Origin of the sequence: Paenibacillus paridis (assembly GCF_006345825.1) — a bacterium.
GTDB classification, from domain to species: domain Bacteria; phylum Bacillota; class Bacilli; order Paenibacillales; family Paenibacillaceae; genus Pristimantibacillus; species Pristimantibacillus paridis.
Genome location: NZ_VCIX01000092.1, coordinates 325428 through 351022, shown reverse-complemented (window position 1 = coordinate 351022; position 25595 = coordinate 325428). Strand labels below are relative to the sequence as shown.

The 25595-nt window shown below is 46.6% G+C and carries 15 protein-coding genes; 3 read left to right on the top strand and 12 right to left on the bottom strand.

Going from position 1 to position 25595, the window contains the following annotated elements; all coding sequences use genetic code 11:
• Positions 1 to 5 precede the first annotated feature (5 nt).
• Both FJQ58_RS23530 and FJQ58_RS23525 read right to left on the bottom strand, forming a co-directional pair.
• The gene (locus FJQ58_RS23530) at positions 6 to 2900 is read right to left on the bottom strand and encodes an extracellular solute-binding protein (RefSeq protein WP_139997251.1); all 2895 of its coding nucleotides are present in this window, start codon (positions 2898 to 2900) and stop codon (positions 6 to 8) included.
• A 94-nt stretch (positions 2901 to 2994) separates the two neighbouring features.
• A complete protein-coding gene (locus FJQ58_RS23525; RefSeq protein ID WP_139997250.1) occupies positions 2995 to 4377 on the bottom strand; it encodes an ABC transporter substrate-binding protein in 1383 nt (460 codons plus the stop codon).
• A 380-nt stretch (positions 4378 to 4757) separates the two neighbouring features.
• On the opposite strand from FJQ58_RS23525, the gene FJQ58_RS23520 reads away from it, so the two are divergent.
• Complete coding sequence (locus tag FJQ58_RS23520; protein WP_139997249.1) at positions 4758 to 5522, top strand: response regulator transcription factor; 765 nt, start codon at positions 4758 to 4760, stop codon at positions 5520 to 5522.
• 221 nt (positions 5523 to 5743) lie between these two features.
• Here FJQ58_RS23520 and FJQ58_RS23515 read toward each other — a convergent pair whose 3' ends face one another.
• From FJQ58_RS23515 to FJQ58_RS23495, 5 genes are all read right to left on the bottom strand, one after another.
• Positions 5744 to 6637 (bottom strand): ABC transporter ATP-binding protein, encoded by an 894-nt coding sequence (locus FJQ58_RS23515; RefSeq protein WP_139997248.1) that lies wholly within the window; start codon positions 6635 to 6637, stop codon positions 5744 to 5746.
• Positions 6638 to 6640: 3 nt separating this feature from the next.
• The gene (locus FJQ58_RS23510) at positions 6641 to 9508 is read right to left on the bottom strand and encodes an ABC transporter permease (protein WP_139997247.1); all 2868 of its coding nucleotides are present in this window, start codon (positions 9506 to 9508) and stop codon (positions 6641 to 6643) included.
• 55 nt (positions 9509 to 9563) lie between these two features.
• Positions 9564 to 10649 (bottom strand): efflux RND transporter periplasmic adaptor subunit, encoded by a 1086-nt coding sequence (locus FJQ58_RS23505; protein WP_238404295.1) that lies wholly within the window; start codon positions 10647 to 10649, stop codon positions 9564 to 9566.
• Positions 10597 to 11322, bottom strand: coding sequence for an ABC transporter ATP-binding protein (locus FJQ58_RS23500; protein WP_202915318.1), 726 nt, complete (start codon positions 11320 to 11322; stop codon positions 10597 to 10599). Before FJQ58_RS23500 ends, FJQ58_RS23505 begins: the two co-directional genes overlap by 53 nt.
• Before the next feature lie 303 nt (positions 11323 to 11625).
• A complete protein-coding gene (locus FJQ58_RS23495) occupies positions 11626 to 13617 on the bottom strand; it encodes a glycoside hydrolase family 43 protein (protein ID WP_238404294.1) in 1992 nt (663 codons plus the stop codon).
• Between the two features lie 304 nt (positions 13618 to 13921).
• Between FJQ58_RS23495 and FJQ58_RS23490 the strand changes: the two genes are divergently transcribed.
• Positions 13922 to 15064 carry a family 8 glycosyl hydrolase gene (locus FJQ58_RS23490; protein ID WP_139997245.1) on the top strand — a complete coding sequence of 381 codons (1143 nt, stop codon included), beginning with the start codon at positions 13922 to 13924 and terminating at the stop codon, positions 15062 to 15064.
• Positions 15065 to 15255: 191 nt separating this feature from the next.
• Here the strand turns inward: FJQ58_RS23490 and FJQ58_RS23485 are convergent, their stop codons facing one another.
• The 5 genes from FJQ58_RS23485 to FJQ58_RS23465 form a co-directional block, all read right to left on the bottom strand.
• The gene (locus FJQ58_RS23485) at positions 15256 to 16884 is read right to left on the bottom strand and encodes a response regulator (RefSeq protein ID WP_139997244.1); all 1629 of its coding nucleotides are present in this window, start codon (positions 16882 to 16884) and stop codon (positions 15256 to 15258) included.
• Positions 16859 to 18628, bottom strand: a complete 1770-nt coding sequence (locus tag FJQ58_RS23480) for a sensor histidine kinase (RefSeq protein ID WP_420799860.1) — start codon at positions 18626 to 18628, stop codon at positions 16859 to 16861. The genes FJQ58_RS23485 and FJQ58_RS23480 overlap by 26 nt, the downstream gene beginning before the upstream one ends.
• A gap of 91 nt (positions 18629 to 18719) precedes the next feature.
• Positions 18720 to 20342, bottom strand: a complete 1623-nt coding sequence (locus tag FJQ58_RS23475) for an extracellular solute-binding protein (protein ID WP_140000000.1) — start codon at positions 20340 to 20342, stop codon at positions 18720 to 18722.
• A gap of 371 nt (positions 20343 to 20713) precedes the next feature.
• Positions 20714 to 22531: an ABC transporter ATP-binding protein gene (locus FJQ58_RS23470; protein ID WP_139997243.1), complete on the bottom strand. Its 1818-nt coding sequence runs from the start codon at positions 22529 to 22531 to the stop codon at positions 20714 to 20716.
• Entirely contained in the window at positions 22521 to 24296 is a 1776-nt protein-coding gene (locus FJQ58_RS23465; protein WP_139997242.1) for an ABC transporter ATP-binding protein, read from the bottom strand. The genes FJQ58_RS23470 and FJQ58_RS23465 overlap by 11 nt, the downstream gene beginning before the upstream one ends.
• 279 nt (positions 24297 to 24575) lie before the next feature.
• On the opposite strand from FJQ58_RS23465, the gene FJQ58_RS23460 reads away from it, so the two are divergent.
• The gene (locus FJQ58_RS23460) at positions 24576 to 25586 is read left to right on the top strand and encodes an ABC transporter ATP-binding protein (RefSeq protein WP_139997241.1); all 1011 of its coding nucleotides are present in this window, start codon (positions 24576 to 24578) and stop codon (positions 25584 to 25586) included.
• The last annotated feature ends 9 nt before the right edge of the window (positions 25587 to 25595 follow it).

Below are 25595 nucleotides of genomic sequence, written 5' to 3'. Positions count from 1 at the left end.
AACAATTACGGTAAATTAAATTCTTTCCGCTTGATTTCAATTTCATCGTTAATGTACAGCACATAATCGTTAAGCGCTTCCCTAGCGTTCTCGTTTGCGTTGACGACTCTGCGGAAGGCGTTGTCGAGATGTCGGCCGGTGAAATAACCGCCCGGCACTTGAGGTATGCCTTCAACCCACTCCCACTGGCTGGACAGATTGTTGTAATCCTTAACCGGCCAAGGCAATTCTGCAAGTGCCTCTACGTTAGCCGTTGGATAACGTGCGGCTTCGCCCATTAACCCTTCCATTTCTCTGCCGTAAGCGATTTGCGTGTCCTTGCTAGTCCACCATTTCATAAATTCCCAGGACGCTTCCTTGTTATCGGCATTCTCCATCATCATAACGCCAGTCGTATGACTGGCTACCGCATGATTAACGGTTCCGTTATCTTGCTCTGTACCAGGTACGAGTGTAAACTCCCACAACCCTTTAATCTCAGGCGCGAGCACCGTCAGCATGTTATACGTTGTATAATCCGCAATTCCGATTGGCATCTCGCCAGTACGGAATCGGTTCGGAAAGTCTGCCAGGACCGGGAATTTGTAGTTTGTATAAAATTGCGTCCACTTCTTGAACATTTCCATGGAAATATCCATATCAAGCGCACTCTTCTTATCGTCATCACGATAGAATTCGCCGCCATTCTGATATAACAGCATGGAGAAGGTCGCATTCGGTACGAGACTTGCGTTCGTAGCCTCGATCGGCAGCCAAAACTCCATATTGTGCTTCTGAAGGACAGAAATCATGTTGTAAATATCCTGCCAGGTCTTCGGCGGCGCGAGTCCTAGCTCCTCAAGAATGTCCTTCCGATAAAACAGCATGGGGAATGACTGCTGCTCAGGCAGTGCATACACGCCTTGATCGTACTTGTAAGGCGTAAGTCCGCTGTCATGAAAACGCGAAGCTACCTCGTTGAAATCAGCAAACTGAGTCAGGTCTGTCGCCGCATCCCTCATCGCGTAGTTCACGGGAACATCCTCGCCAATTTGCATAGCAACGTCAGGCCCCTCGTCGGCCAGTGTCGCCGGAAGCAAAATGTTCCCCGGTACAAGCCTTAAATCTATCGCGATATTCGACTCCGGCGTAAAGGAATCGTCGATTAAGCTCTTAAGCACCTGCGCTTGATCCCGGCCCGTAGTGATCCACACCGTAATTTTACGGTCCTGTTCATTTTTCGTATTGCCGATGCTGTCATAGTCCTCGGTGTAAGAAGCAAAGTATGCACCCAGCTCATGCTTGATCTTCTGTAAGATCGTCGCTCCCGCTTTCGGAAGCTTCTTGTCCGGCGAGGACACAACGAGATAATCAAGCTTAATCGGTTGCTCCCGAACCGTAAGAATCCATGTGCCTAAACCCCCGACATTCGTTTTAAATGCGGTTAAGCGATTGCCAACCGTTTCCGGGTTTTTAATCATTTCCTTTAATTGACCAACCATTGTATGGAGAACAGCTACTTTGTCGCTCCGTTCCCCTGTCGATTTCTCTAAATAATCGGCTACGTTCTGTATGATCACGGCTTGCTCTTCGAATGTCTTAACCATATCCGGTATCCGCTTGCTTAATTGATAATCACGGAACGGATCGGGCTTATTGGATGTAATCATCAATATTTTGCGATACATATCATTAAGCTGCAGTACGCTGGATTCAATCGTTCGAATGAGCGGGGCGATTTCGCCGAGTGAAACTTCCATTCGAATGCGATGCTTTCCCTTGGAAAAGTGGAACAAATAGGGTTCTTCTCCATCACCCAGTACGTTCATTTCCCAATCCATGTTGAAATTAAAACGTAAACGCTTCATTTCCTTGAAAGGAGTCTCTCCGTCAATCGTCAAGCTTCGAGTGGCGTATATGCCGCGCAGCGTATCCTGTTTTTGCTTCAGCGCGATCTGGTATAAGCCGTCTTCGGCAGTCTCAAACTCCCACTCGATCCACTGACCCGGAAGCTTCCAGTTCGTACCGCCGATCGTATTGATTCGAAGCTTGGATACATTGTAAGGAATGACCGTCGGACTCGACCGGTCCGCCAGCGGATATAACGTAGGCGATGATTTGGCGACCGCGTCCTCCGCTTGGATTTCAATGTACTGATTCGGTACCGGCTTAATTCCTTCCGCCTCATACTCTTTTTTCTTATCCTCATATGGAAACAAGACTGGTTCTTGATACAACTCAATATAATCAATCGCCATCGGTTCCCTTAAAGCCGTCAAGGAAAACGATTGCTGCCCGCTCTCAAAGTAAAAGGAGTAAGGCTCATCATAATATCCATTTCGATCCGTGAAAATTCCGATTTGCCATGCCTGTTTTTCTACCTGCCTTGGCCTGATTTCATTGCCGCGATCGTCACGCTCAATTTCGTCTTGTCGATTTCCCCAAATTCGATCGAATAATAAAATATCCGCCCCCTTGAAAGGGACTTTTCCGTTAATGGCAAACTGCCTTTCGATCGCAGAGCTTTTTCCCTCGATCGGCAAATAATGAATTCTGATGTTGTACAGTCCCGCTTGTTTAACCAGTACATCCCATGAAATGGAGCCACTCTCCGTTGATACAACCGCTTTACCGTTCAATCCTTCCAGATCGTTCGCAATGTCGAACCCTTCTCCAGTCGTTCCCGAGAAGCTCTCGCCCTCTATTCGAATGACCTCGTCTGGTCGCCCAGCGTTGTTATGCGTAGTCAAATACGCATCATAGCTGTCTTCTCCTGCTGATGCTGTAACGGCGTCGAAATCACCCATAGCCATGACGCGTCTGCTATCCTTCGAGTCTGAAGGGTAGAAAGCCCATATAGAAGTTGCCAGAACGGTAAGAACGAGTACAATTGCGATGTAGTTCTTCTTTCTGAAGTTCAACTTTTCTCCCTCCTGCAGTAAGAAGTTAAATTCAACAACAGTCCCCATTAGAATAGTTCTAAAATGAGGACTGCCTCTCACACGTTATAACATGTTAAGAACCATATACCGCATCAATCGCCGCTTGGAATACTGGTTTATACTTCTCGACAACGGTAGATACCGAAACGCCGCTGTTGATCTCACCTACGAAATCCCAGAACTTCAAGGCATCGCCGTAAGTGCCGTGGTCGAATACGATCATGCCCGCTCCAACTTGCTTGGCATTGTTAATGTCATCCTCGTTTGAAAAACTGCTTTCAAGGGACGCCTGACCCGGATAATCGTATTCAGAATCGATATCGTTGATTTTTTCCCAAATGTAAATGAGCTGCTCGGGATTCTCCACTGCCTTTGGAATCGTAAGTGCTTGGTAAGCACCTTCACCGGAATGATATTCCGTTTCGCTTGGACCTTTCGGGAATGGCACAAAGCCAATATCCGCGTCCGGCATATCCGTTTTAAAGCCGTTCAAATCATAAATGGCGCCCGCAATCATAAGGGTATTTCCTTGACGGAAAAACTGACCAGGCTCCGTCCAGTCTCCGCCCTCCGTCGGTCTGTAAACTTGCTCCGTTGCCAATTTCGATAAGAAGTTCAATGCTTCTTGCGTAGCGGGGTCATCGAGATTTTGTTTGTTACCTTTTGTCAGATGAGCTCCGTTCGAATACATCGCATGCTCGATAACTTGAGAATTAGCAAGTCCCCATGTATCCAGCTTGCCGTCGTTGTTTGTATCTTTATTGGCCTCTTTCGCTGCTTGAACGAAAGTATCCCAATTCCAATTGTCCTCGTTCACATAATCTTGAAGCGCCTTGATGCCAAGCTGATTCAAGAGCGTCCGATTGTAGAAAATACCTTGGATCAGGTTGTTATTGTCTTCTGTGAACGCATAGCCTTTACCCTCATAATTAAAAAATTCACTCGTAGCCTTCTGATTGAACACTTTTGTGTTTTTCGTATACTCGTCGAGCGGCCACAGCAAATCTTGCTTAACCAATGTTGGAATCGTATAGTTTCTTCCCAAACGGACGATATCGCCAAGCGGCTCTCCCGCTAGTAGGGATGCTGTTACTTTTTGTTGATATTCACCAAAGTCAACCGCTACATATTCCATTTTAAAGTTATGCTTCTTCATCAGCTCATCAAGGTTTTTCTTGCGTTGGATGTTGTCCGGATTATCTTCCTTAATCGCCATATCCCACCAAGAAACGACTTTAATCGTTCTGCCGCCCATGTCGAATTCTAACTCGGGCGAGCCCTTTAACTCTTCCTCTCCGTTGCCTTCCGGAGCGGTGGTCTCAGTCCCTGAATTGCCTGCCCCGTTATTAGAGCCGCTGTTTGTTCCGTTGTTCTTGCTGTTGCCCGAACCGCTGCTGCATGCAGAAAGAACGAGAACGAATGCGCATAACAAAACCATTAATTTACGAATCTTCATTGCGAATCCCCCTTAACATATTGAACTACACCGAAAGTGTAGCGCTTTCATAAGGCAAGCAACAACCTGTTAAATATCAGATCTATTACCCTTCACATTCTAGTTTGGAAATCATTTACTTTCTTCGCAAACCTGTTTTTTCTCAAGAAGTAAAAATGTGATCGCAATGCAAAGAAAAGCACATTGTATCTATCGCCCCCAATTTACATAATAAAAACGTAGACGTTCTCCTGTCAGGGAACTCCCAACATACAACAATAAGAATGTAAATCATCTATTGATTAACTTTCCTTATATTTCACATCGAAACTTTATCTTTTACAGCCAAGAACGGCGATAGCCGTATAAGATCCAGCAAATGCAATTAGGAGGTAACCATCATGTATAAAGTGCTGCTTGTCGACTACGACTCTACATCTTCGATAGAGATGCTACAACGTATGCCCGAGTGGAATGGAATCGGATTTGAATTGGACGCTTACGCGAACAGCTCTGCGGACGCTATTGAATTTCTAGATCGAAACTATTTTTCGCTCATCCTGGTCGGCATGAACGGCTCTCACCATGATGCCTTGTTTCTTTGTGATTACATTCGCCGAAAGAGCCGTGTACCACTGGTTCTAATAGGCGGAAGCAACGATTTCCAGCTTGCCCGAAAGGCGCTCTATTACCAAGTAAACGATTATTTGCCGGACCCCGTTACTTCTGTCGAACTGACTTCATGTCTTCTGACTGTCAAAGGCGAGCTTGATTGCATAATCAATAATAATAATAAAGCGCTATCATGGACACCTATGGAAAACGAGGCTCAGCCTCAGCCGAATATCATTGAGCGCGTCAAGGAATATGTCGATGAATCGCTCCATCAAAATATTACCTTGAAGCAAATTTCCAACAATCTGCATTTCAATTGCTCGTATTTAGGTCAAAAATTCAAGTATCAGGAAAATATGACCTTCAATGAATATTTGCTGCAACAGCGTATGGAGAAAGCAAAGCTGCTGCTTGAGAATACGGATCTGAAGGTGTACGAAATCGCGAATGAGATCGGATATACGGAGATGGATTGGTTCTATAAAAAGTTCAAATTGTATACCGGTGTAAGTGCTAACGAATATCGTAAAATGTTTTCCATTATTGCGTAACCGCTTACACTATCGCTTGACAGCTTTCCTATATTTCAAGCAAAGAACACCTTCGGCGTCCTTTATACGCTAACAAACTTTTACACTCATATATTTAAAAAAACCTCATCCTCGCCTAATAGCGGGAATGAGGTTTTTACTTTTCGCAATGGAAGGTTGTCCCTCACGTCATTCGCTTCAAGATGAATGGATCGATGACATGGTCAGCTTCCATTCCTTCATTACCTTTCCGTGTTGTCCTCACGCGGATAGAGGACGATGCGGCCATCCTCCATCTCCACCCGCACCTTGTTGATTTCTTTGAATCCTTCCGTGTCTAGGAAACCAGAAGGAATTTGTAATCGCCCCGCTTTATCCAGCACCGCATATTCTGTGTGGCTCTCCGACTCCAGCAAGGCGCTTTCCGCATCCAGCATAGCCAGCTCATCCGTGTACGAGACTTTACGAATCATCTCCGCTGACGTTTTGCCATCCCGAATTTGGACAACCCGGTCCACCTTGCGTGCGAGTTCCGGATCATGCGTTACAATTACGATCGTAATGCCAATCGATCGATTTAGCGTTCGGAACAAATCAAGCACTTGATTCGATGTGCTTGTATCGAGTGATCCTGTCGGCTCGTCCGCAAGCAGCAGCTTCGGATCATTAGCAAGCGCGATCGCGATCGCCACCCGTTGCTGCTCGCCGCCAGACAGCTCGCTCAGCCTGTTCTGCATTCGGTGGCCAAGCCCCACTGCCTCCAGCAGCTCCATTGCACGCGCCCGCCTGCGCTTGCCGCGAAGCAGCATCGGAAGCTCCACATTAGCCAGCGCTGTTAAATAGGGGATGAGATTACGCGCATTGTTCTGCCATACAAAACCGACCGTATCGCGCTTATAGGCTACCAGTTCCTTTTCACCGAACTTCAGCAGGTCTTTGCCGTCCACATAAAGCTTGCCGGCCGACGGCTTGTCAAGCCCCCCAAGCATGTTCAGGAGCGTCGACTTTCCGCTGCCTGAATTGCCGATAATCGCCATTAGCTCGCCTGCCTCGACCAGCAGATCCAGACCTTGCAGAGCGAACACCTCAAGATCCGCCATTTTGTAAATTTTGACGAGTCCTTCACTTCTAATCATCGTTTACTCCTCCCCAAGCTTGAGTGCTTGTGCAATCCGGATTCTCGACAAGCGGTAGCCGAGAATAAGCAAACCCAAGGTCAGTGTAATGCCAACGATGCTGTACACCTGCAAATAGTCGCTAAGCTGCTGCACCATTTCAAACGGAGGCACTTGGTCCTTTGTTGAGAATGACATCTCAAAGAGCGGTACGAATAGCTTGCTGATGGTATTACCGATGAAAACGCCAAGAACAACCGCAGCTCCCGAAGTCAGCAATTGCTCGCTTACGAGCATGCCGATAATTTGCCCGAACCGAATCCCCATTGCTCCAAGCACGCCATATTGAAGCGTTCTGCCTGAGAGCGTGAGCACCCAGAACAGTAGGAAGCCGAAGAAGCTGATGAGCATGGAGATAACGAAGCCGAGCGTCATCACGCCATTGATTGCAAGTCTAAACGGATCGTTTTTTGATTCAATCAGCTCTTGCGTTGCGTCCTGAAGCTGAATGATTCGCAGCTTCTTCTCCGCCAGCTGGTCGTAGACAGATTGGCTTGGAACGCCTTCCTTCAGTTTCAGCCATACTTCGTATGGCTCTACAGCAAGTCGCTTCTGAATCGTGCCGAGATGGCCAACAATCAAGTTCGGTTGAACTGCTTTTTCATTATCCATGTCATTAGTTGGAAGCGGATTCCAGCTTGGCCAATAGTCGATAATGCCATAGATGACGAATTGCGCCTGATCTAGACCGTCCCAGGACAAGCTGATGGTGTCGCCTGGCTTTGCTTTTGTCTTCTTCGCAATTGAGCGAGAGATTAGAACTGCCTTCGTATTCGGAGCAAGGAGATTCAGGTAGCTGTTAATGGGATAGTCTAGCAGCCCCTCCTTCATCCATGTCGTCTGACCAAAATTCAACGTGTCAATGCCAAAGAGCGTCGTTGCACCGCTTGCACCACTGGCAGGTGTGACAAAGCGCGCATTCTCTTTCTTAAATACTTTAGCGCTCGCCTCAATGCCTTCCAGCTCTTCGAACGCCTGAAACGGCGGCTCAATGTAATTAACCCGGCCCGAGCTCGGCGGTTTCGGTTCGCTTAATGCTTGAGAAGCTGACGACATATAGGTTGAGGGACGTGCATCACTTTCCCAGCGCGTCATGATCGACATATCAGCTCCAATAGCGTACTCAATCTTGCTCTCCATGTTGTCGTTTATGGTTCGTGCCGCATTTGCACTAAAGAGTCCTGTCGCAACGGTTATAATCAGGAACAGCTTGATCGTCTGATATTGGCCCGATGATCGGCTAATCTGAATTAGCGTGTTATACAGCGCTGGCGACCACCATCTGCGCCCAATCCAATAGATTAACCGTATGAACCACGGATAGATCCGCAGCAGCAGCAAGCCACCCCCTAGAGCGAATAGCGAAGGCATCAAAAACAGCAGCGGATCGAGCTGGAAAGCATCCGAGTCCAGTCCTAACCGTTGTAAATCCTCTTGCCGTTTGTTGAAATTATAGAGCAAATACATGGCTACTCCGACGAGGATAAAGTCAAGGCCGGTCTTATGCCAGAACGTCATCTTGTTATGGCGGGCATTCTGTTGCTTATGACTGACGATGCTGACTCTAGTCGCCATGAAAGCCGGTATGAGAGTTAAAACCAATGCAGCCACTACCGCTGCCCCCGACATCAAGTAAGCGCTGCTGGTCAGACTCACCTCTAATGCTGAACGATCAACAAACTCTAGAAAACCGTTCGAGGCGCCTAATACTTTCGTGAACAGAATGCCAAGAAAAGGACCAACCGCAAGTGCGCTAACACCAAGAAACAGGCTCTCGAATGTGTAGGCCATCATAATTTGCAGGCGACTTGCCCCTCTGCTGCGCAGAACGGAAATCTCCGTCTTCTGCCGTTCAATAATGAGATTGGCGGCCATATAGAGATAGAAGGCGAGCATCAGCATGACTGGTGAGTAAAGTGAAAGCATCATCACATCAAGCTTCTCTTGCTTGCCTTGATAGGCACCTATTGTCGATATGGCAGGGATGTTGACCTCGTCAACCCCGATTCGACCTCGGAAGTATCGCCTGATATCCTTATCGGCCTTTACAAATGCATCAATCGAATCGATCGTTATTTGCTCGTAATTAAGTGCCATGCGCCAATCGAGGCTCGCGAGCTTCGTCTTGCCTCCGAGGATAAAATCATTCTCGAATTGATCAAAAGGAATAATAAAGCCATCGCTGTCCTGTGAAGAAAGGTAAGGCAAATAAGGATCGGCAGTCGGATCTGTCTCCAGGATTCCGACCGCGATCACACGAAACTTCTTTTTGTCCGGCGCTTCCGCAATCAATTCATCTCCAAGATCACGCTTCGTAGCGATGAGGAACTTCTGCGTAACGAGAGCCTCGTAAATACCATCCGTGCGTACGGCGGGCATCACACCGTCGATCAAGCGAACGCGCTTCTCAAGTCCAGATAGCGACTTGATGCTGCCCGTCGCCTTTTGCGACTGCTTCTCCTGGTCCGTAGCATCCGCTCCGTATACCTTCATGCGCTGTGTGAAACGTTGATGATAAGCGGATAAAGCCTCCAATTCCGCCCTCCCCGGTATCGATTGCACGAATCGGTCAGCCCGCTTAATGGCCTCTATCGTCTTCTCGTCCACGGACGACGAGGATACTGTCGTGCCGATGCGAATATATCCCGGGTACACGCCTTTCTGAAGCTGCACCGATTGAAGCTCCTTCTGCAGCGTCCGCTGCAAGATGGCTTCGGAGTAAAGCGGCATGGAGCTAAACAAAGCCACGCACACGGTAAGACCGATCCAAAGGTTCAACTGCAGCCACTTGTTGTTTGCCATCTTTCGAAGGATCATCGTCCATAAGGCCATACGCACACCCCATCCTTGCGCCGGATACATTGCCGTACCCGGCCTTCATTGTTAGTTAGTTATTCAAGATGACCTTCTGACCTTCCTCGAGTCCCTTAATGATTTCGGCTTCTGTCGGCGTTAACAGCCCCACCTCTATGTCGACCTCCTTACGCCGTTCACCTTCCGACACCTGCACGTAATAGCGGCCCATGTAAGAACGAATGGCCGAGCGTGGCAGAATGATAGCCTTCTCGCGCTTCTGAAGCTCAATCGTCAACTCAGCGCTATCGCCGATTTGAATGCCTGCCGGGGCCTTGTCCATACTCATGTAGATCGTTACAGCGTTGCGCTCTGCTTTGGAAGCATCCGTTCCGATCGGCACAGTAGAAGGCGATTGCAGCACTTTCCCTGTGTACGCTTTTCCCTTATATTTCAAATGAACTGGCATGCCTGTTTCAACTGGCTGTACATCCTTCTTATCCGCAGCTACATATGTAAGCTGAATTCTGGACGTATCTGCGATCGATACGATCTCCTGATAGGCGTTCACAAAGTCCCCTGCATTCAAGGTCTCCACAAATGTCACCGTTCCTGATAGGGTCGCATATAGACGTGATTTTTCAAGTCGCGTCTCCATCGACTGAAGCGACATTCTCTCGCGTTCAAGATCGATTTCGCGCAATCGCAAGTCAGTGGAGGATGCTTCGTCAAGGTACGCTTGCTTGAACAACAGCTCCGCTCGTTCCAAGCTAAGCCGCTGAAGGCTTACTTGAAGTTCAAGATCGCCCGTTTCCTGCTCTACAAGCAGATCGCCAGCTTTAACCTCCTGGCCGAGGCTCACCTTAATTGCTTTGAGCCGGCCTCCCGATTCCTTGAATGACAGGTTCTCCGCACTTGAGGAAACAAAACGGGCCGTACCTTTAAGATACGTCTGAATCGATCCACGGCTTGCCTCTACGATATCCAATTGCTCCTGTGCTGGCTGTACAAGCGGCGGCTGCAACGCAGCCTGCTCTGCGGGGAGAAGGCCGCATCCAGACAATGCCAGCATCGCTGCCAGCGCAACTACCAATCGGCGCAAGCCTGAAAGCAGCTGCCCGCTCTCCTTATTCGATATTCGTTTGGGATACAATTCTTCCATCCTCCAATGAAATGACATGATCAACAAGCTCCATAATGCCTGGGTCATGGGTGGTCAGAACAACCGTCATCCCGGAACGATGAACAAGTTCACGGAATACCCGCATCACTTGAATACCCATTCGGCTATCAAGCTCTGCCGTAGGTTCGTCCGCGATAAGCAGCACAGGCTTGTGGGCGATTGCTCTTGCAATCGCTACGCGCTGCTGCTCTCCTCCAGAAAGCTCGGCTGGCCGGTGCTTCATTCTTTCCTTCATCCCAACCTGCTCCAATGCATGTTCCGCCGCCTCGCGATTGCCTTTAAACGAAGTACCCGCAACGCGCAGGCCAAATTCTACGTTCTCGTAAGCATTCATGAGCGGAATAAGTCCAAAGGATTGAAAAACGAGACCAATTTCTTTGCGTCTCAGAGCACTTCTCTCTTTGCCAGGCATTCGCGTAATTTCTTTATCTCGGAAAAACACCTGCCCCTCCGTCGGCTCGTCAAGCGCGCTAAGCATATTCAACAAAGTCGTTTTGCCAGAGCCTGACCTGCCCTTAAGCGCCACCATAGATCCGGCTGGTATCTCCAAATGGACGTCTGACAACGCGGTGACGGCGGCAGCGCCTCTACCGAATACGCGCTTAAGGCCAACCGCCTTCAAAATCATCCCGCCAAACGCTTCTCCCGGCAATTCTACCTTCGCCAACATCGCTAACCTCCTCAATTTCCTCGTTATTACTATTTATTTTAACGCTTTCATTTCTTTAGAAGTACCTGTTCATTTCTTGTTCGTTTACCCTATAAATGATAGCTGTTAACTTAAATTAACGATGAGAACTATAAATTAAACCCAAAAAGTGATAACAAACGCTTCTTATTTCATCGTTCCAGCCACTCTGATGGCATGAAAATCTCAGCTTCATATCAATGAAAAAGACTCACAGCAACGAGGCTGTAAGTCTTTTTCATTTCAAGACAGCGAGATGAATTTCATTAACGATACACTTTTCAACTATTTGGCGAACTGCCATGCACGGAATGTGAACAACTCCGTGTCAGCCTTGCCTTTAAACATAAAATACAGATCGTGAACGCCTTCCGCGCCTTCGACCGCTGTTTTTGCTTCAATCCAGCCTGCCGATCCATCTCCCTCCGGAATAGAAAGTGAACCCAGCAAAGTGCCGTCCGTACTGTCCAAACGAAGCTCTATAACGGCGGCTTCGCTTCCGCCCGCTATGAATGCTGTGAACGTAGAGGCACCTGCCCCGAAGTCCACACTGGACACGGCCGTCCAATCGCCATTGTGAATAGCTCCGACTGCCACCTCTTCAACCGTCGTTCCGATCTCGTCCATCTTATGCGGTATCACATCAATGCCTGCGCTCCAAGCAAACGTACCTGCTTCCACTCGCGAGAACGGATTAAGCTTATCGAGCTGCGGCACACCTTTCAAGTCAGCTTCGATTTCTTGAATCGATCCGTCCGCGACGAGGCTCACTTTGTTCAAATGTGTCGATCGGTAGCCTTTCGGCACACCCATCGCCTTAGACAATGTTTGCGCGTGATACGCAATGTACCATTCCTTCTGGAATTGGAACATCGCATGGTGATTATTGCCGCCCACGCCGAAGAAATGGCCGGGATTTTTCAGAATAGTCGTTTGGTATGTCCAAGGTCCCATCGGATGGTCGCTTGTCATGTAGGCGATTTCTCCTGCATGCGGGCTTCCCTCTGGACGAGTGCCGTCGTAGAAATTGGAGCAATACGTAAAATAATAAGTGCCGTCTACTTTGTTGATCCCAGCATCCTCAAACATGAATGGTGCCGGAATGACAGCGGATTCGCCGACAACGCTGATCATATCGTCTCCTAGCTGCATAACGCGAGCCGTATCCGGTCTCGCTTCCTTGCCCTCCGGGATCCCCCCGCCGAAGTAAATGTAGCCCTTGCCGTCGTCATCGACCAGCACAGCCGGATCGAACAACCATGTGACTCCTTCTGCGGCTGGCGCCGATCTCGCAATTAGCGGCTTGCCGATTGGATCGATCCACGGACCCGTCGGGCTGTCGCTCGTCAGTACGCCAATGCCGCTTGCGTTGTTCGCGAAGTAAAGGAAGAACTTATCCTTGCCGTCAAACACCTTATGCGCCGCTGCCGGTGCCCAGGATTGTGTCGCCCACTTTGCCGCTCCTTCGGGACCAGCAGCAACTACGAAACCATGATCCGTCCAGTTCATTAAATCCGAGGAAGAAACGATCGACAGCCGAATGATTGATCCGAAAGAGTTGTCCTTCACCTCGCCGGCGGTGTCATACTCAAGTACATCGTAAGTGCTGTAAATATAAACGCGGTCATTATATACGAGAGCATACGGATCTGCGCCAAATTTATGGGATAAAATTGGATTGCCGTTCTGAGGGAGCTTTCCAACTGCGCTGGCCGGCGGCTCATAGCTAAGCTCCGTGGCTGCCCCGTTCACGTCATATTTCGTTTTATTCTGATTAGGCTCCAATATTTCCAGACTGTTTACCTTCAATTCTTCTTTCATTTTCACAATCAACTCCCGTTTTTGTTTTAATGTAATGGTAGCAAGCCTTTTGCTGCCGTCAAGGTTTTTGAACAAAACCTCGGAACCGTTGTCATTCCTGATCCAAAGCTCCAGCCCTTCCTCGGCTGGCTGAAAGTCAACGGTTGCCGCCGAAACGTTATTGGGATTCAGAACAATGGAACCGACTTCAAAGGCAGCTGGCATGTGAAGCAAGGCTCGAATATGTGCCACCTGCGTCCCGATCGGAAAATCATCCATAAGTAATTCCACTTCATAGGTGCTATTCTTCTTCTTGCTCAACTCAATCGTCTTTTCGTTCAGATAAGCGGACAACTTCACAGGCGGCCGTTGCTCCGATTCGTTCCGATTATCCTGCAATTGGCTGAGAAAGAATATCGCTGTGGCGATCACTGCAAGGGCGGCAATGAGTCCATAGCGCTTGTTGCTTGTTTTCAAGCTTTCACCTCTTTCCCTACTATTGAACATAGTAAGGTTAACCCCGATAAGGTACAACCTGCCAAGTTCTAGTTTTTATTCAGATGAGTACGTTTACAAAGCGAGATAAGCATTTAAGCCCCTAGGCTCGCCTACTTGATGAAATAACGTTAAGGATTAAACAAATCAGGCAGTAACGCTAGATATGAGGCATCGCTCTCCCTTCGAACATTGGAAAATGCTATATTTTTAAAAGTAAACGCTTTAATTCCTTAGGCATCGACCATGTTATGATAGTAGAAAAAGTATACTGGAGGCTACGACAGTGTCAGACGCAAGTCAAGGTGCTTTCCATACAGGCAACTACAAGAATTTATTCAAGGAACTAGGATATTCCCATCTGGAAATTGAAAGCAAGCTGACGCAGGCTTGGAACGAGCTGTTCTATGGCGACCCTGAGATTCGAATCTATTACCCACTGGGCGATGACAAAGGCTATCTCCTCGATACCGGCAATCTAGACGTGCGCTCCGAAGGCATGTCTTACGGCATGATGATGGCAGTACAAATGAACAAAAAGGATGAATTCGACAGACTGTGGAACTATGCGAAGACGTTCATGCAGCATAAAGAAGGCCGCTACAAGCATTACTTTGCGTGGCATTGCAAACCGGACGGCACTCGCATCTCACAGGGTCCCGCACCCGACGGGGAAGAGTTTTTCGCCATGGCCTTGATTTTCGCCTCGAATCGTTGGGGGGACGAGGCGGCGCCGTTCAATTATTCCGAGCAAGCCAAAATCATTTTGCGCGCATGCATCCATCAGGGTGAGAACGGCGAAGGCGACCCGATGTGGGATCCGGCAACAAAGCTGATTAAATTCATACCTGAAGCTCCCTTTAGCGATCCCTCCTACCATCTCCCGCACTTCTATGAGTTATTCGCTATTTATTCCGATGAACAGGACCGGCCGTTCTGGAGAGAAGCTGCCGATGCGAGCCGCGCTTACCTGCATACCGCCTGCCACCCCGTGACGGGACTATCGCCTGAATACGCGAACTATGACGGTACGCCCGCGGTACCCCAGCGGCACGGCGACTATAGGCATTTCTTCAGTGACGCTTACCGCGTAGCAGCGAATATTGGACTTGACTACGAATGGTTCCGCAAAGACCCATGGCAAATCAATCAGAGTAATCGCATCCAGGCATTCTTCCGTAACCTTGATGTTGCCGACTATCGTCGCTATACGATTGACGGCGAACCCTTCGAGGAACTGGCGCTGCATCCGATCGGCCTTCTTGCCACAAATGCAATGGCATCTCTCGCAGCAGACGGTCCCAATAACGACTATTTTGTCCGCTTGTTCTGGGACACGCCGTTGCGTACCGGTGATCGGCGTTATTATGATAATTGCTTGTATTTCTTCAGTCTGCTGGCATTAAGCGGTAACTACCGTATTTATTAAATATAACTTCTTTATCGTGTACAACCGATCTTTACTTCTCTTTTAATGAAAGAAGCGGCAATCGTCTCCTTTGCTAACATAAGGATACGATTGCCGCTTTTTTCATTTTTCAACTATTCTCACGCTTGCGAACAGCGTCATTGCCCAGCCTCTTATTCCATGCCTCAATTACCTTATTTATGGTCACCCGCCTATAAGTTAAGGGAATCACGATACTCTTGGGGCGTCATGCCGGTCACTTTCTTGAAGAAACGCCTGAACGAATGCGCTGCTTCATACCCAACTGACATAGCAACCTCTCGTACCTTCAGATCGTTGTCATGCAGCAGTTTTTTCGCTATTCTTGCTCTGCAGGTGTCGATGTATTCAGATAAATTTATTCCCCGTTCCTGCTTGAAGAAGCGCGACAGATAGGACGGATTGAAGTAGTGGATTTCCGCAAGCCGTACCAAAGAAAGATCCTCCCTGAGATGATCATCGACATACTGGCAAATGCGATCAATGATTTGCGAAGCTCTATCCCGCTCGTCGCTCTGCTTGTATTGGAATATCGCTTCCGCGGTTTGCTTCAAATACTCGAACCCCTCCTTCATTGAGGCATGGTCATCTAATCGCATCAGCTTTCCGTGATCGTCCAAACGGCTTTGCAGCCCCAACTTGTTTAAGCACGAATAGAGCATTAGTGCAACCGAATAATAAGCTTCAATGGCTCGCTGCGCTTGCACATTGTGAACCAGCGCCATACTCGACAATTGCTCCCAATTGGTATAAAACTCTTCCGAGCGTCCAGCCTCCAAATGTGCGGCCATAATCTCTGCTTTTCGGCTCGGTACGAATGCTTCTTTGCCCGAAATGCCATCCATATTCTCGTCATGATCCCTTAGCATCATGCAAATACCGGTTCCGATTCTCAGTTGCTGCAGTCGGCGAAGTCTTTCATATTGCGGGGTAACGGCCGTCCAATCGCAGCTCGCTCCGCTTATTGTCAGCGTAATTTCCAACTTGAGAGAGGCAAGACAGGCTTCTTGAATAAGCTCAAGCACTCCCTCGATATAACAACCAAAGTCAACGGCTGGTTTATCGCAGCCATCACTTCCAGACTGTATAAACCACATCAGGTCGCCATGCCGATCAACAATGCCAATGCTCTCCACATGATCCTTCAACAACGAATCCCAGATTGCCCTGGCTGAAGCAAGCAGCTTGCTTCTTTCCGTATACGTTAGACCTGATGGGTAGGATAACCTTGCCAGTACGAGCATGACGGTTTTCGTTGGGTCCAGTCCGATATTCAAATGGCCAAACTCCGCAATGACCTCCTTCTGCTCCAAACAGAGTGCATCACTCTCTTGCAGCAGTTGCCTCATATAATCGCCTTGCGCCATGAACTCGTATGCATACTTCTGCTCACGCGATTGCTCCAGCAGCATGATCTCAACCGTGCTTCGCTGAATATCGAGCAAGGTAGCCTGTACAGCTTCCGTCACTTTCTCATATCCTTCAGTCTTCAGCAAGTAACGGACATCCGGCATTTGAAATGCCCGGTAAGCAAAATCAAATTCGCTATGCCCCGTAAGAAAAATAACCTTGCATCTTGGCCAATACTTCAATATTTCCTCCGACAATTCCAGTCCATTTTTACCCGGCATAGCAATATCGGTCAATACGATATCGATACGCGTTCGTGACATCCATTCCAGAGCTTCCTTAGCCGAATACGCCTTGCAAACGTCCAATTGATCCGGTATGAGCTTGCTCAACACCTCATAAAGTCCGTCGGTTATTATCTCCTCGTCATCGACGATTAGCAGCCGGTGCATCCCCCTCCGCCTCCTTTGAATTAATGCGAATTTCGACCCGCAAACCACCTAGCTCACTTCTGGACAGAAACAATCCGCTTCCTTCTCCATAGGTCAGTATAATACGACGGTGGATATTGATGATTCCTGTCATTTCAAGTACTTCCCCGTTATTTTCCATTTGACCGTTTAAAGCGTCGATTATAGCATCGTCGATCCGATTACCGTTATCCTCGACGACAATGACCGACTCGTGCTCATTCCGTGCAAAGAAGATACGGAGAAATCCATCCTCCGTCATATTCTCTAGACTATGCTCGTAGGCGTTCTCAATAATCGGCTGAACGATAAGCCTTGGTACGCGTATACGCTCCATTTCCTTCGGCAGCTCGTCGAATTGTACACTTATGCGTCTGGAGAACCGAAGCTTCTGGATCTCGGTATACATCCTTGCATGCTTGATTTCCTCCGAAAGGTAAACGTTATCCTCCCCATTGCGCGTAATGAATCTGAAATATTCGCCAAGCATATTCGTAAATAGCTCAATACGGTCCGTATCGCCCGTTTTTGCGAGTGAATTAAGGATAAAGAAGCTATTGTACAGAAAATGGGGATTAATTTGGGACTGCAGCTGCTTCAATTCCGCTTTCTGCATCATCAGCTTTTGCTTAAAGTCCTGATCAATCAGCGCTTGCAGTTTGTTTAGCATGTGATTGAAACGATCATACAAATAACCGAATTCATCCTTCTTTTCGTGATTAATCTTAATGTCTAGCGTGCCGCCTTCCATTCTGCGGAAGCTCTGAACAAGCAGCAGCAATGGCCGATGAACGAGGCTGTATGTCGAGAGAGAATAAACGACAATCGCAAGAATCGACGTAGCTGTGAACAGCCAAGCCCAATAATTAAACTTATTAAGCGGCCTCTTGACCGTCTCCTCTGGTAAATACGTGACGACAGAAAGCCCTAATTCTGGTGAATCTGCTTTGTCGACATGATACGTTTGTCCATTTACTTTCAATAAAAGAGAACGTTCTTCAGAAAAACGCGATGTTAGCAAGTATTTGTCCAAAATATCGCTAGACTTTTCGTTGCCCAGCAGCGCAAAATCCGCCTTTTCGGCGATTAGGAAACTACCACTCTCGGCATAAACGTTCATTTGATTCAACGATTCCTTCAGCTTCGCCATGTCAAGCTCGATCTGCACGATGTAAAGCGGTTCTTCCCCCTTCCTTCCTCCGAATTTGGAAGCGCTTAGATGAAGCGAGTCGCCCTGCCTGATGAGACGCTTCGCCCCGTTTCTTTCCGACACGGCACGAATTTGTTCATACCTTTCTTGTTCAAGATCATGAACCGCATTACTAAATGAGAGCGTTTTTCCTATAGAGGGAATATGAACGTATATATCCTTCATAAAAGCGCTGCTGTTCTTAATGGAGGTCAGCCGATGAACCAAGTAATCCATGCTCTCCTTCTTCTCGACGCTGTCCATCATATCCCACGTTACCGCGACTTTCGTAAGCTCTCCTTCCTGCAGCATATCGAATTGCTGAACCTCCAGCCATTCCACCTCGCGGTTCATGTCCTCAAGATACGATGACAGCTGTGCCAAGGTGTTTCTGGAAATGTCCTCGCTCGCGTTGGTGTAGCTCCAGTTATATAAATAAACGCCAAGTAAGATAATAGGCAAAATAACGACAAGATGCATGATGACAAGCCTTAAAAACAAGGCATGGCGCATGGAATTGACGGGTATCTTTAGCAATCTTACACAACTCCTCGCAAGCAGCATTATCCATGGAGAAGACATGGGACCAAAAAGCATAAGAATCGACAAGTACGACCCCCATTCTTATCTAGGATGAACCACCCTTCTTCGTATACCACTCGTTTACCTCTGCCGTCATCTGCGATCCGCCTAATCGATGCCATTCTTCAACGAAACGGTCAAATTCCTCGATAGGCCGTCCAAGAATAATGTTCATATATGTTTTATGCTTCAAATCGTCTAATATGGATTGCTTCTCGATAATCGCTTGCGTCGGAACGCCGACAAACTTCTCGTAGAGCAGCTGATTGTTTTTTTCATAATCCCTGAAGATGGAGAACGCCCCCTTGGGCCCGTAAGTACGTTCCCACCCCCAGCCGGTTACGTTGTTTTTAGTCAAATACGCATCGATATTTTTTTTGATCGCTTTAGCCTCATCATGCAGCACCGCTTCGTCTCCCGTAGTTCGGAATTCATCCAGCTGCAGAAAAGCCTCGTAGTTTTTAAGCAATGGCGCGGGAGTAAAAGGCGAGAGCTGCCATGCTGGATACGGAGTGCTGTAGTAAGTTTCATATTCCGCTGTAACGCCCCAATTTTTCTCTAGATGCAAATTGATCATTTTCACGATCGCTTCGGGGTGCTCTACCCCTTTTTTGACGGCTAGAAACTGCGTAGTCGCAAAGCGAAGCGGTACTTTGGGCTTCTGACCGCTATCCGACACAATAGGAAAAGGCTGCCAGTCCGCTTCCTCATCTTTCTCGTAGTTCGCTTGAACCATAAATGATCCCCATTGTTCACCGTACATGATGCCGATTTTCCCTTCCGTAATCATCGCCTTCTCTTTGCGACCGTCCTTCAGCGCAAATTCCGGATCAATTTGCCCATCGAGGTACATCTGTTGAAGAACGGCGAGCGCCTTTTTCACTTCCGGCTGAACGGCTCCATTCATGAGCCTGCCCTTCCCATCCTCCAACCAAATATTTGGGTACGCGCCATATCCAGCCATAAAGTTCAAAGCTCCCATAACGGGGTCCCACAAATACTGCGTTAGCGCCAGCCCGTAAGTATCGTCCTTGCCGTTCCCGTCAGGATCATTTTCTGTAAACGCTTTCGAAATCGCAAGCAACTCATTCATCGTCTCTGGCGGCTTTAAACCCAGCCTATCCAGCCAATCGGTCCGTATCCATAAATATTGGGCACCTTCAATGGATGCCGACGTTTCCGGTATCGCCATCAGCTTCCCGTCAATCGTTGCCGCTTCAAACGGCCCTGTTCCTTCCTGGTTCAGCACATCCTTGGTGAACGGCGCTGCATACTGCTCATACACACTGGTTAAATCCTGCATGAGATCTTCGTTCGCCAATTGCCGCAGCTGCTGTGCATCCACTCTAACGATATCGGGGATGTTGCCCGATGCTAACGCAGATCCTAGTTTTTGCTGATAAAGATCCCTCTTCGCAGTCCATTGGTACTTAACCCGAATACCAAGCACCTCCTCATAGAGCTGCGTCCATCGATTATTTTCAAGTGTTTCCCCCGGAAAATGGGTAATTAAATCACTAAAATCTTCGTCTATTTCACGTACGAGCGAAATTTCGATCGGAGGATTATATTTGGTCAAGCCTAAATCTGAATACAGGGATTGTTCCGCACCACCAGTATCCAGCTTCTCTGCCGTTGTATCATTCTCGCACGCTATAAGCGTCTGCATAAACAAGAATGCAGTGAGCACGAGCGCAGACTTGTTCCGTATTCGCTTCTGCAAGATGACTACCCCATTTCTCGATAACGAGTTAATTATGCATGATTATTATTGTCCATGATTAATCACTAAAAAATCAAGGGTCTATTTTTTATAATGCTGTCTAATCTTTACTTGTTCCACAATAAGAAGTCGTAAATCAAAAAGCGATTACCGATAGCATGCAAAAACACGCCAGTGCTGGCGTGTTTTCATGCAAACCTATTACTCCTCTCCCAGCTTAAGCGCTTGGCTAACTTAAAGTTCGATACATTCAATAAAGTTGTCCCAGGTTATTTCTCTTCATTCTACTAAACAAGCCACCTCTGCTTTCATGATGTTCAAGCTCCTACAACCACGCGGTATCGCGAGGCCTGAAGGTTAAACATTTGAGCGTACTTCCCATCCATTTTCATAAGCTCTTCGTGTGAGCCTTGCTCAATAATTTGACCATTTTCCATCATGAGAATACGATCCGCCATTCTGGTCGTCGATAAGCGGTGTGAAATAAAAATGATAGGTCGATCTTCTGCCTTCTCCAGCATCACTTGATTCAAATGGTATTCACTCATAGGATCCAATGCGCTGGAAGGCTCGTCTAATAGGATGAGAAGAGTCGGCTTCGCGAATACTCTTGCAATCGCCACCTTCTGTGCCTCTCCGCCAGATAGCTCAATTCCAGCGTCATCAAACTCCTTGGTAACGGACGTATCGGTCCCCAATCGGAAGGACTGCAGCTTGTTGCCAAAACCGCTTTTCTCCAGCGCTTCTCTTACCAGAGATGTATCGCTGGATGTATATTGATTCATGACGACATTTTGGGAAAGCGTAGCAGCGAACAACTGGTGATCCTGAAAAACCGAGCTAATCTTCATACGGTAATCATCCAGCTTAAACTGATCAATTTGTATTCCATTTAAGCGAATGTCTCCCGAGCTTGCATCATATAGACGCATGATCAGTTTCGTTAAGGTTGTTTTCCCCGCACCATTGTAACCTACGATTGCAATTTTTTCTCCAGGCTTGATGTTTAAGTTGACGTTATTTAAAATTCGCGGCCCGGAATGACCATATTGGAACGATAGCTCTCTTATCATTAATCCAGCAAACTTATCCGGCACAGGGAGAGGATCTTCCGCTTCCTTCAGAGCGTTGTTTTGCCCCAGAAAGCTTCTTAACTTCTCGATATATAAGCTGTTCTCTTGCATCTCACTGATGAGCGTCGTCATATATTGCATGTTGCCTTTTAGACGCCAGGATGAATTCAACAATGTAACTGCGCTTCCATAGCTTAGCGTTCCTTTCACTAACGACATAAAGACAACATAAGTCACGTACATGCCACTCAAAATCAACTCGTTGAAGAAATACTCTGAGGTGAAATTTAACCAGAACTGCTTTTTCGAACGCTTTTGAATAATTCCGTGCATTTCTTTATGCGTATGGCTGAAATCTCTAAAAAATTTCTCCTTGATGGAATAAAGTCTTAATTCCTTCGCATAATCAGCCAAATAAAACAACCGTTTCAAATAGATTCGTTTACGATCCTTTTCGTTTAGCTCCATTCTCATTTTGTACCTGATTTTATTGGTGATCATGCTGACAATTAGAGTTAGAATGAAAGACGCGAGCACAAATAGCAAACCAAGCTTGTCAACGAACAAGAAAAAGCTTATAGAGGTTATAATCACCGTGACGGATCGGCACAATTTTCTAATGTTGTTTATCGTAGCATCAATTCGATTATGGGCATCATTGGCGCTCCACACATAATCATTATAATAAACAGGATCATCATAGTTGGCCAAATCGGTGCTAATCGCTTTTTCGTAGAGATCCATCCGCAGCTTTTGATACAGCAATTCTTTTCCTTTCGGTTCCACGCTCTGATAATAGATGCTGTCAAGCACAAAGCAGAGTGCGATAAACAAAACCGTAAGGCCGATATAGAAGGCAACGGTAGAGAAGGAAGTTCCAGATTGAACGCTGTCGAATACAAACTTAATCAAAAGGACATGTTCGATAAAAATTTCGATTTCCTGCAAGCATGCATACAAGCATGTAAAAATGATATAGTTGCGGGAATAGCGCAGCCCATATTTCATAATAAACCAATTATTCTTAAGGACCCGAGTAAAGCTATGCTTATTAGGCTTCATGCAGATTCACCACTCCTGCCAACTCTTCTTGATCAACATACTTTTCTGCTTGCTTTAAGAATAGCTCCGCATATTTCCCTTTCCGTTGCATCAATTCCATGTGCGAACCAAACTCTCGAATTTCGCCATCCTCCATAAAATAAATACGATCTGCCAGCATAGCTGATGACATGCGATGAGAAATAATAACAACGGCTTTATCCTTGCAGGCTTCCATCATACTTTCAAAAATTTCATATTCCGCAATCGGATCCAGCGCGCTCGTAGGCTCATCAAGCACAAGGATTTCAGCCTGTTGTGCAAAAATGCGCGCTATTGCAATCTTCTGATACTCGCCGCCGGATAAGACAACTCCATGTTCATCAAACTCCTTCGTAAGCATCGTATCTATTCCTTCGGGCAACGAGGCTATCTTGTCATAAATTCTGCTTTTCTTGAGCGCATCTATGACTAGCCTGCGGTCCGCTTCCGTTTCCATATCGCGCATAAGCACGTTCTCTGCAATCGTCATCGAAAAAATTTTGAAATCCTGGAATATGGTTCCATGCATTGAGCGGTATGACCGGAGATCAAACTCTTTAATATTTTGACCATTCCATAATATTTCGCCCTCAGTAGGATCGTACAATCGCATCATAAGCTTGATTAACGTTGATTTGCCTGCGCCATTATGGCCAACTAGAGCTATCTTCTCATTCTTATTCACTTCCAGCGTAATCTTACGAATAGAGGCCTCCGTTTCCCCATCATAAGTAAAGTGAACATGTCGAAAGGTTAATTGCTTTATTGGCGGCACCATTGCTTTAACTGGTTCTGCATGCTCCTCAATTTCGGAAACGTAGCTTAAAAAGGTTTTTAAATTTTCAATGTAAATTCCGTTTTTATTAATCTCTACAAAGCTATCAGACAGACGGATGAGTGACCACGCACCACCGACCATTGCGCTTCCCAGAACAACAAAGGAACTAATAGAAATGGACTGTTTGACAATAGCCAAATAAGCTCCATACAACAAAACCCCTTGAAATATGAGGGTGAAGGTTGTAAATATCTTAAAAAAGGAAACAACGCCTGCTTTGAGACGGTACTTATGAACGACCGAAATTGCACCGTCATAGCCTTCTATATAAGTGTTTCTCAGAACTGAAAATATGCGGGACAGTCGGATTTCCTTGGCAAAGTGGGATAAATAGATGACCCGGTTGACATAGTCCATTTTTCGTTGGTAGGGTACCCGCTCATTATTTTGCTGGAACTGAATTCGGTTAAGCTTCTTCCCAAAATAAAAGTTCCCCACAATCGGCAATAAAGCAAACCATACGACCCACGGGTCAATGGCGTACATTACGGTAAATATACTAATCGTTGCGAGCGAGACGAAGATCACTCTGGAGAGATTTTCAAGAACAGCGCTGACTCTTTGGTCGGCCTCTTGAATCGCTTTTGTATATTTATTATAAAATTCATGATCCTCAAAGCATTTCAATTCTACGGATGCAGCCTTCCGAAAAAGAATAAGATACAGCTTCTCATACAGCTTGAGATCACTTAAGGGTCTGAAGCGGTATTCATACCAATTGTCCAGTAAAATTAAAACGAATATCAACATCAGTGTCATAATTATGAAATAGACAACTTGTTGAAACTCCCTTTCGATTGATATCGATTCAATGATGTATTTCATGAAATATACGGAAAAGAATACATAACCAAACTGTCTTACGGCTTGAACTGCAAAGTCCGCCACCACTCTCTGTGGATGCATACTCCACGCCAATTTGAACACAAATAAGTTGTTGGCTAGATTGAGTTTAATTTGTTGGAATATAAGATTTATCTTCTCCAAGGTCTTTTCTTCCCCCAATAATTAGTAACTCAAAATTTACTACATAGTGAAATTGGAAACAACCTGTCAATTAGCTGATCATTTACCCATCAAATCATAGATTATTTTACAATCTATTGTATTTACCCCCAATTTCCCTTAAGATGGTTAAATTGTAAATTATCGACGTAGCGATAAATTCTAAAGGCAGGTGACGATGTGAGTATAATAGCCGTTAACGGAATCACTAAGACGTATCGGCAATACCGACGATTTCCTGGACTGATCGGGTCCGTTAGAAGTCTTTTTACAAGGCAATATACAGAAGAAGATGCTGTTAACAATATGTCATTTACGATCAACGAAGGAGAAGCCGTTGGTTATCTGGGGCCAAATGGTGCAGGTAAATCTACAATGATTAAAATGATGACAGGCATCCTGGTCCCAACGAATGGAGACATTAAAGTACTCGGCGTAGTACCGCATGAAGCAAGAAAAGCGAATGCACAGCAAATCGGGGTCGTTTTTGGACAACGAAGTCAATTATGGTGGGACCTTCCCGTCACAGATTCCTTTGATCTTCACAAATACATCTATAAAATACCGGATTCTGCATTTCGTAAAAATCTGGAGCTTTGCATGAGCCTGCTCTCCGTTCATGAATTTGTGCAGAAGCCTGTAAGACAGCTTAGCTTGGGGCAACGTATGCGAGTTGAGATCGCCATGGCGCTGCTTCATGAGCCCAAAATACTATTTCTCGATGAACCAACGATCGGTCTAGATGTGATGGCCAAGGATCAAATTCGGCGCTTCCTTCGCACTGTAAATCGGGAGCGTAAAGTTACTATTGTATTAACTACCCATGACATGAAAGATATTGAAGAAATTTGCCCACGTATGCTTGTCGTTAACAAAGGAAGCCTAGTCTACGATGGCTCTGTAGAAGATTTACGAGCTAAGCTGGGAAGTGAAAGGAAAGTTATCATCGATTTCCGAGTTGATCCCGGGCTGCTCGATATCCCTGGCATTACGTTGCTTCAGGACGAGGGAATACGCAAAACCTTTTTAGTACCGCGAGGTGAATCAACCGTATTTGAACACGTCAGCCGGATTGCCTCCCAATACCCTGTAGAAGACGCCTCTATTGAAAGTCTGGATATCGAATCCGTCATACGCAAGCTGTATCTTCAACTAGCTAGTGAGGAACAACCGATTAGCAAAATCGGATGAAAAGGAGCA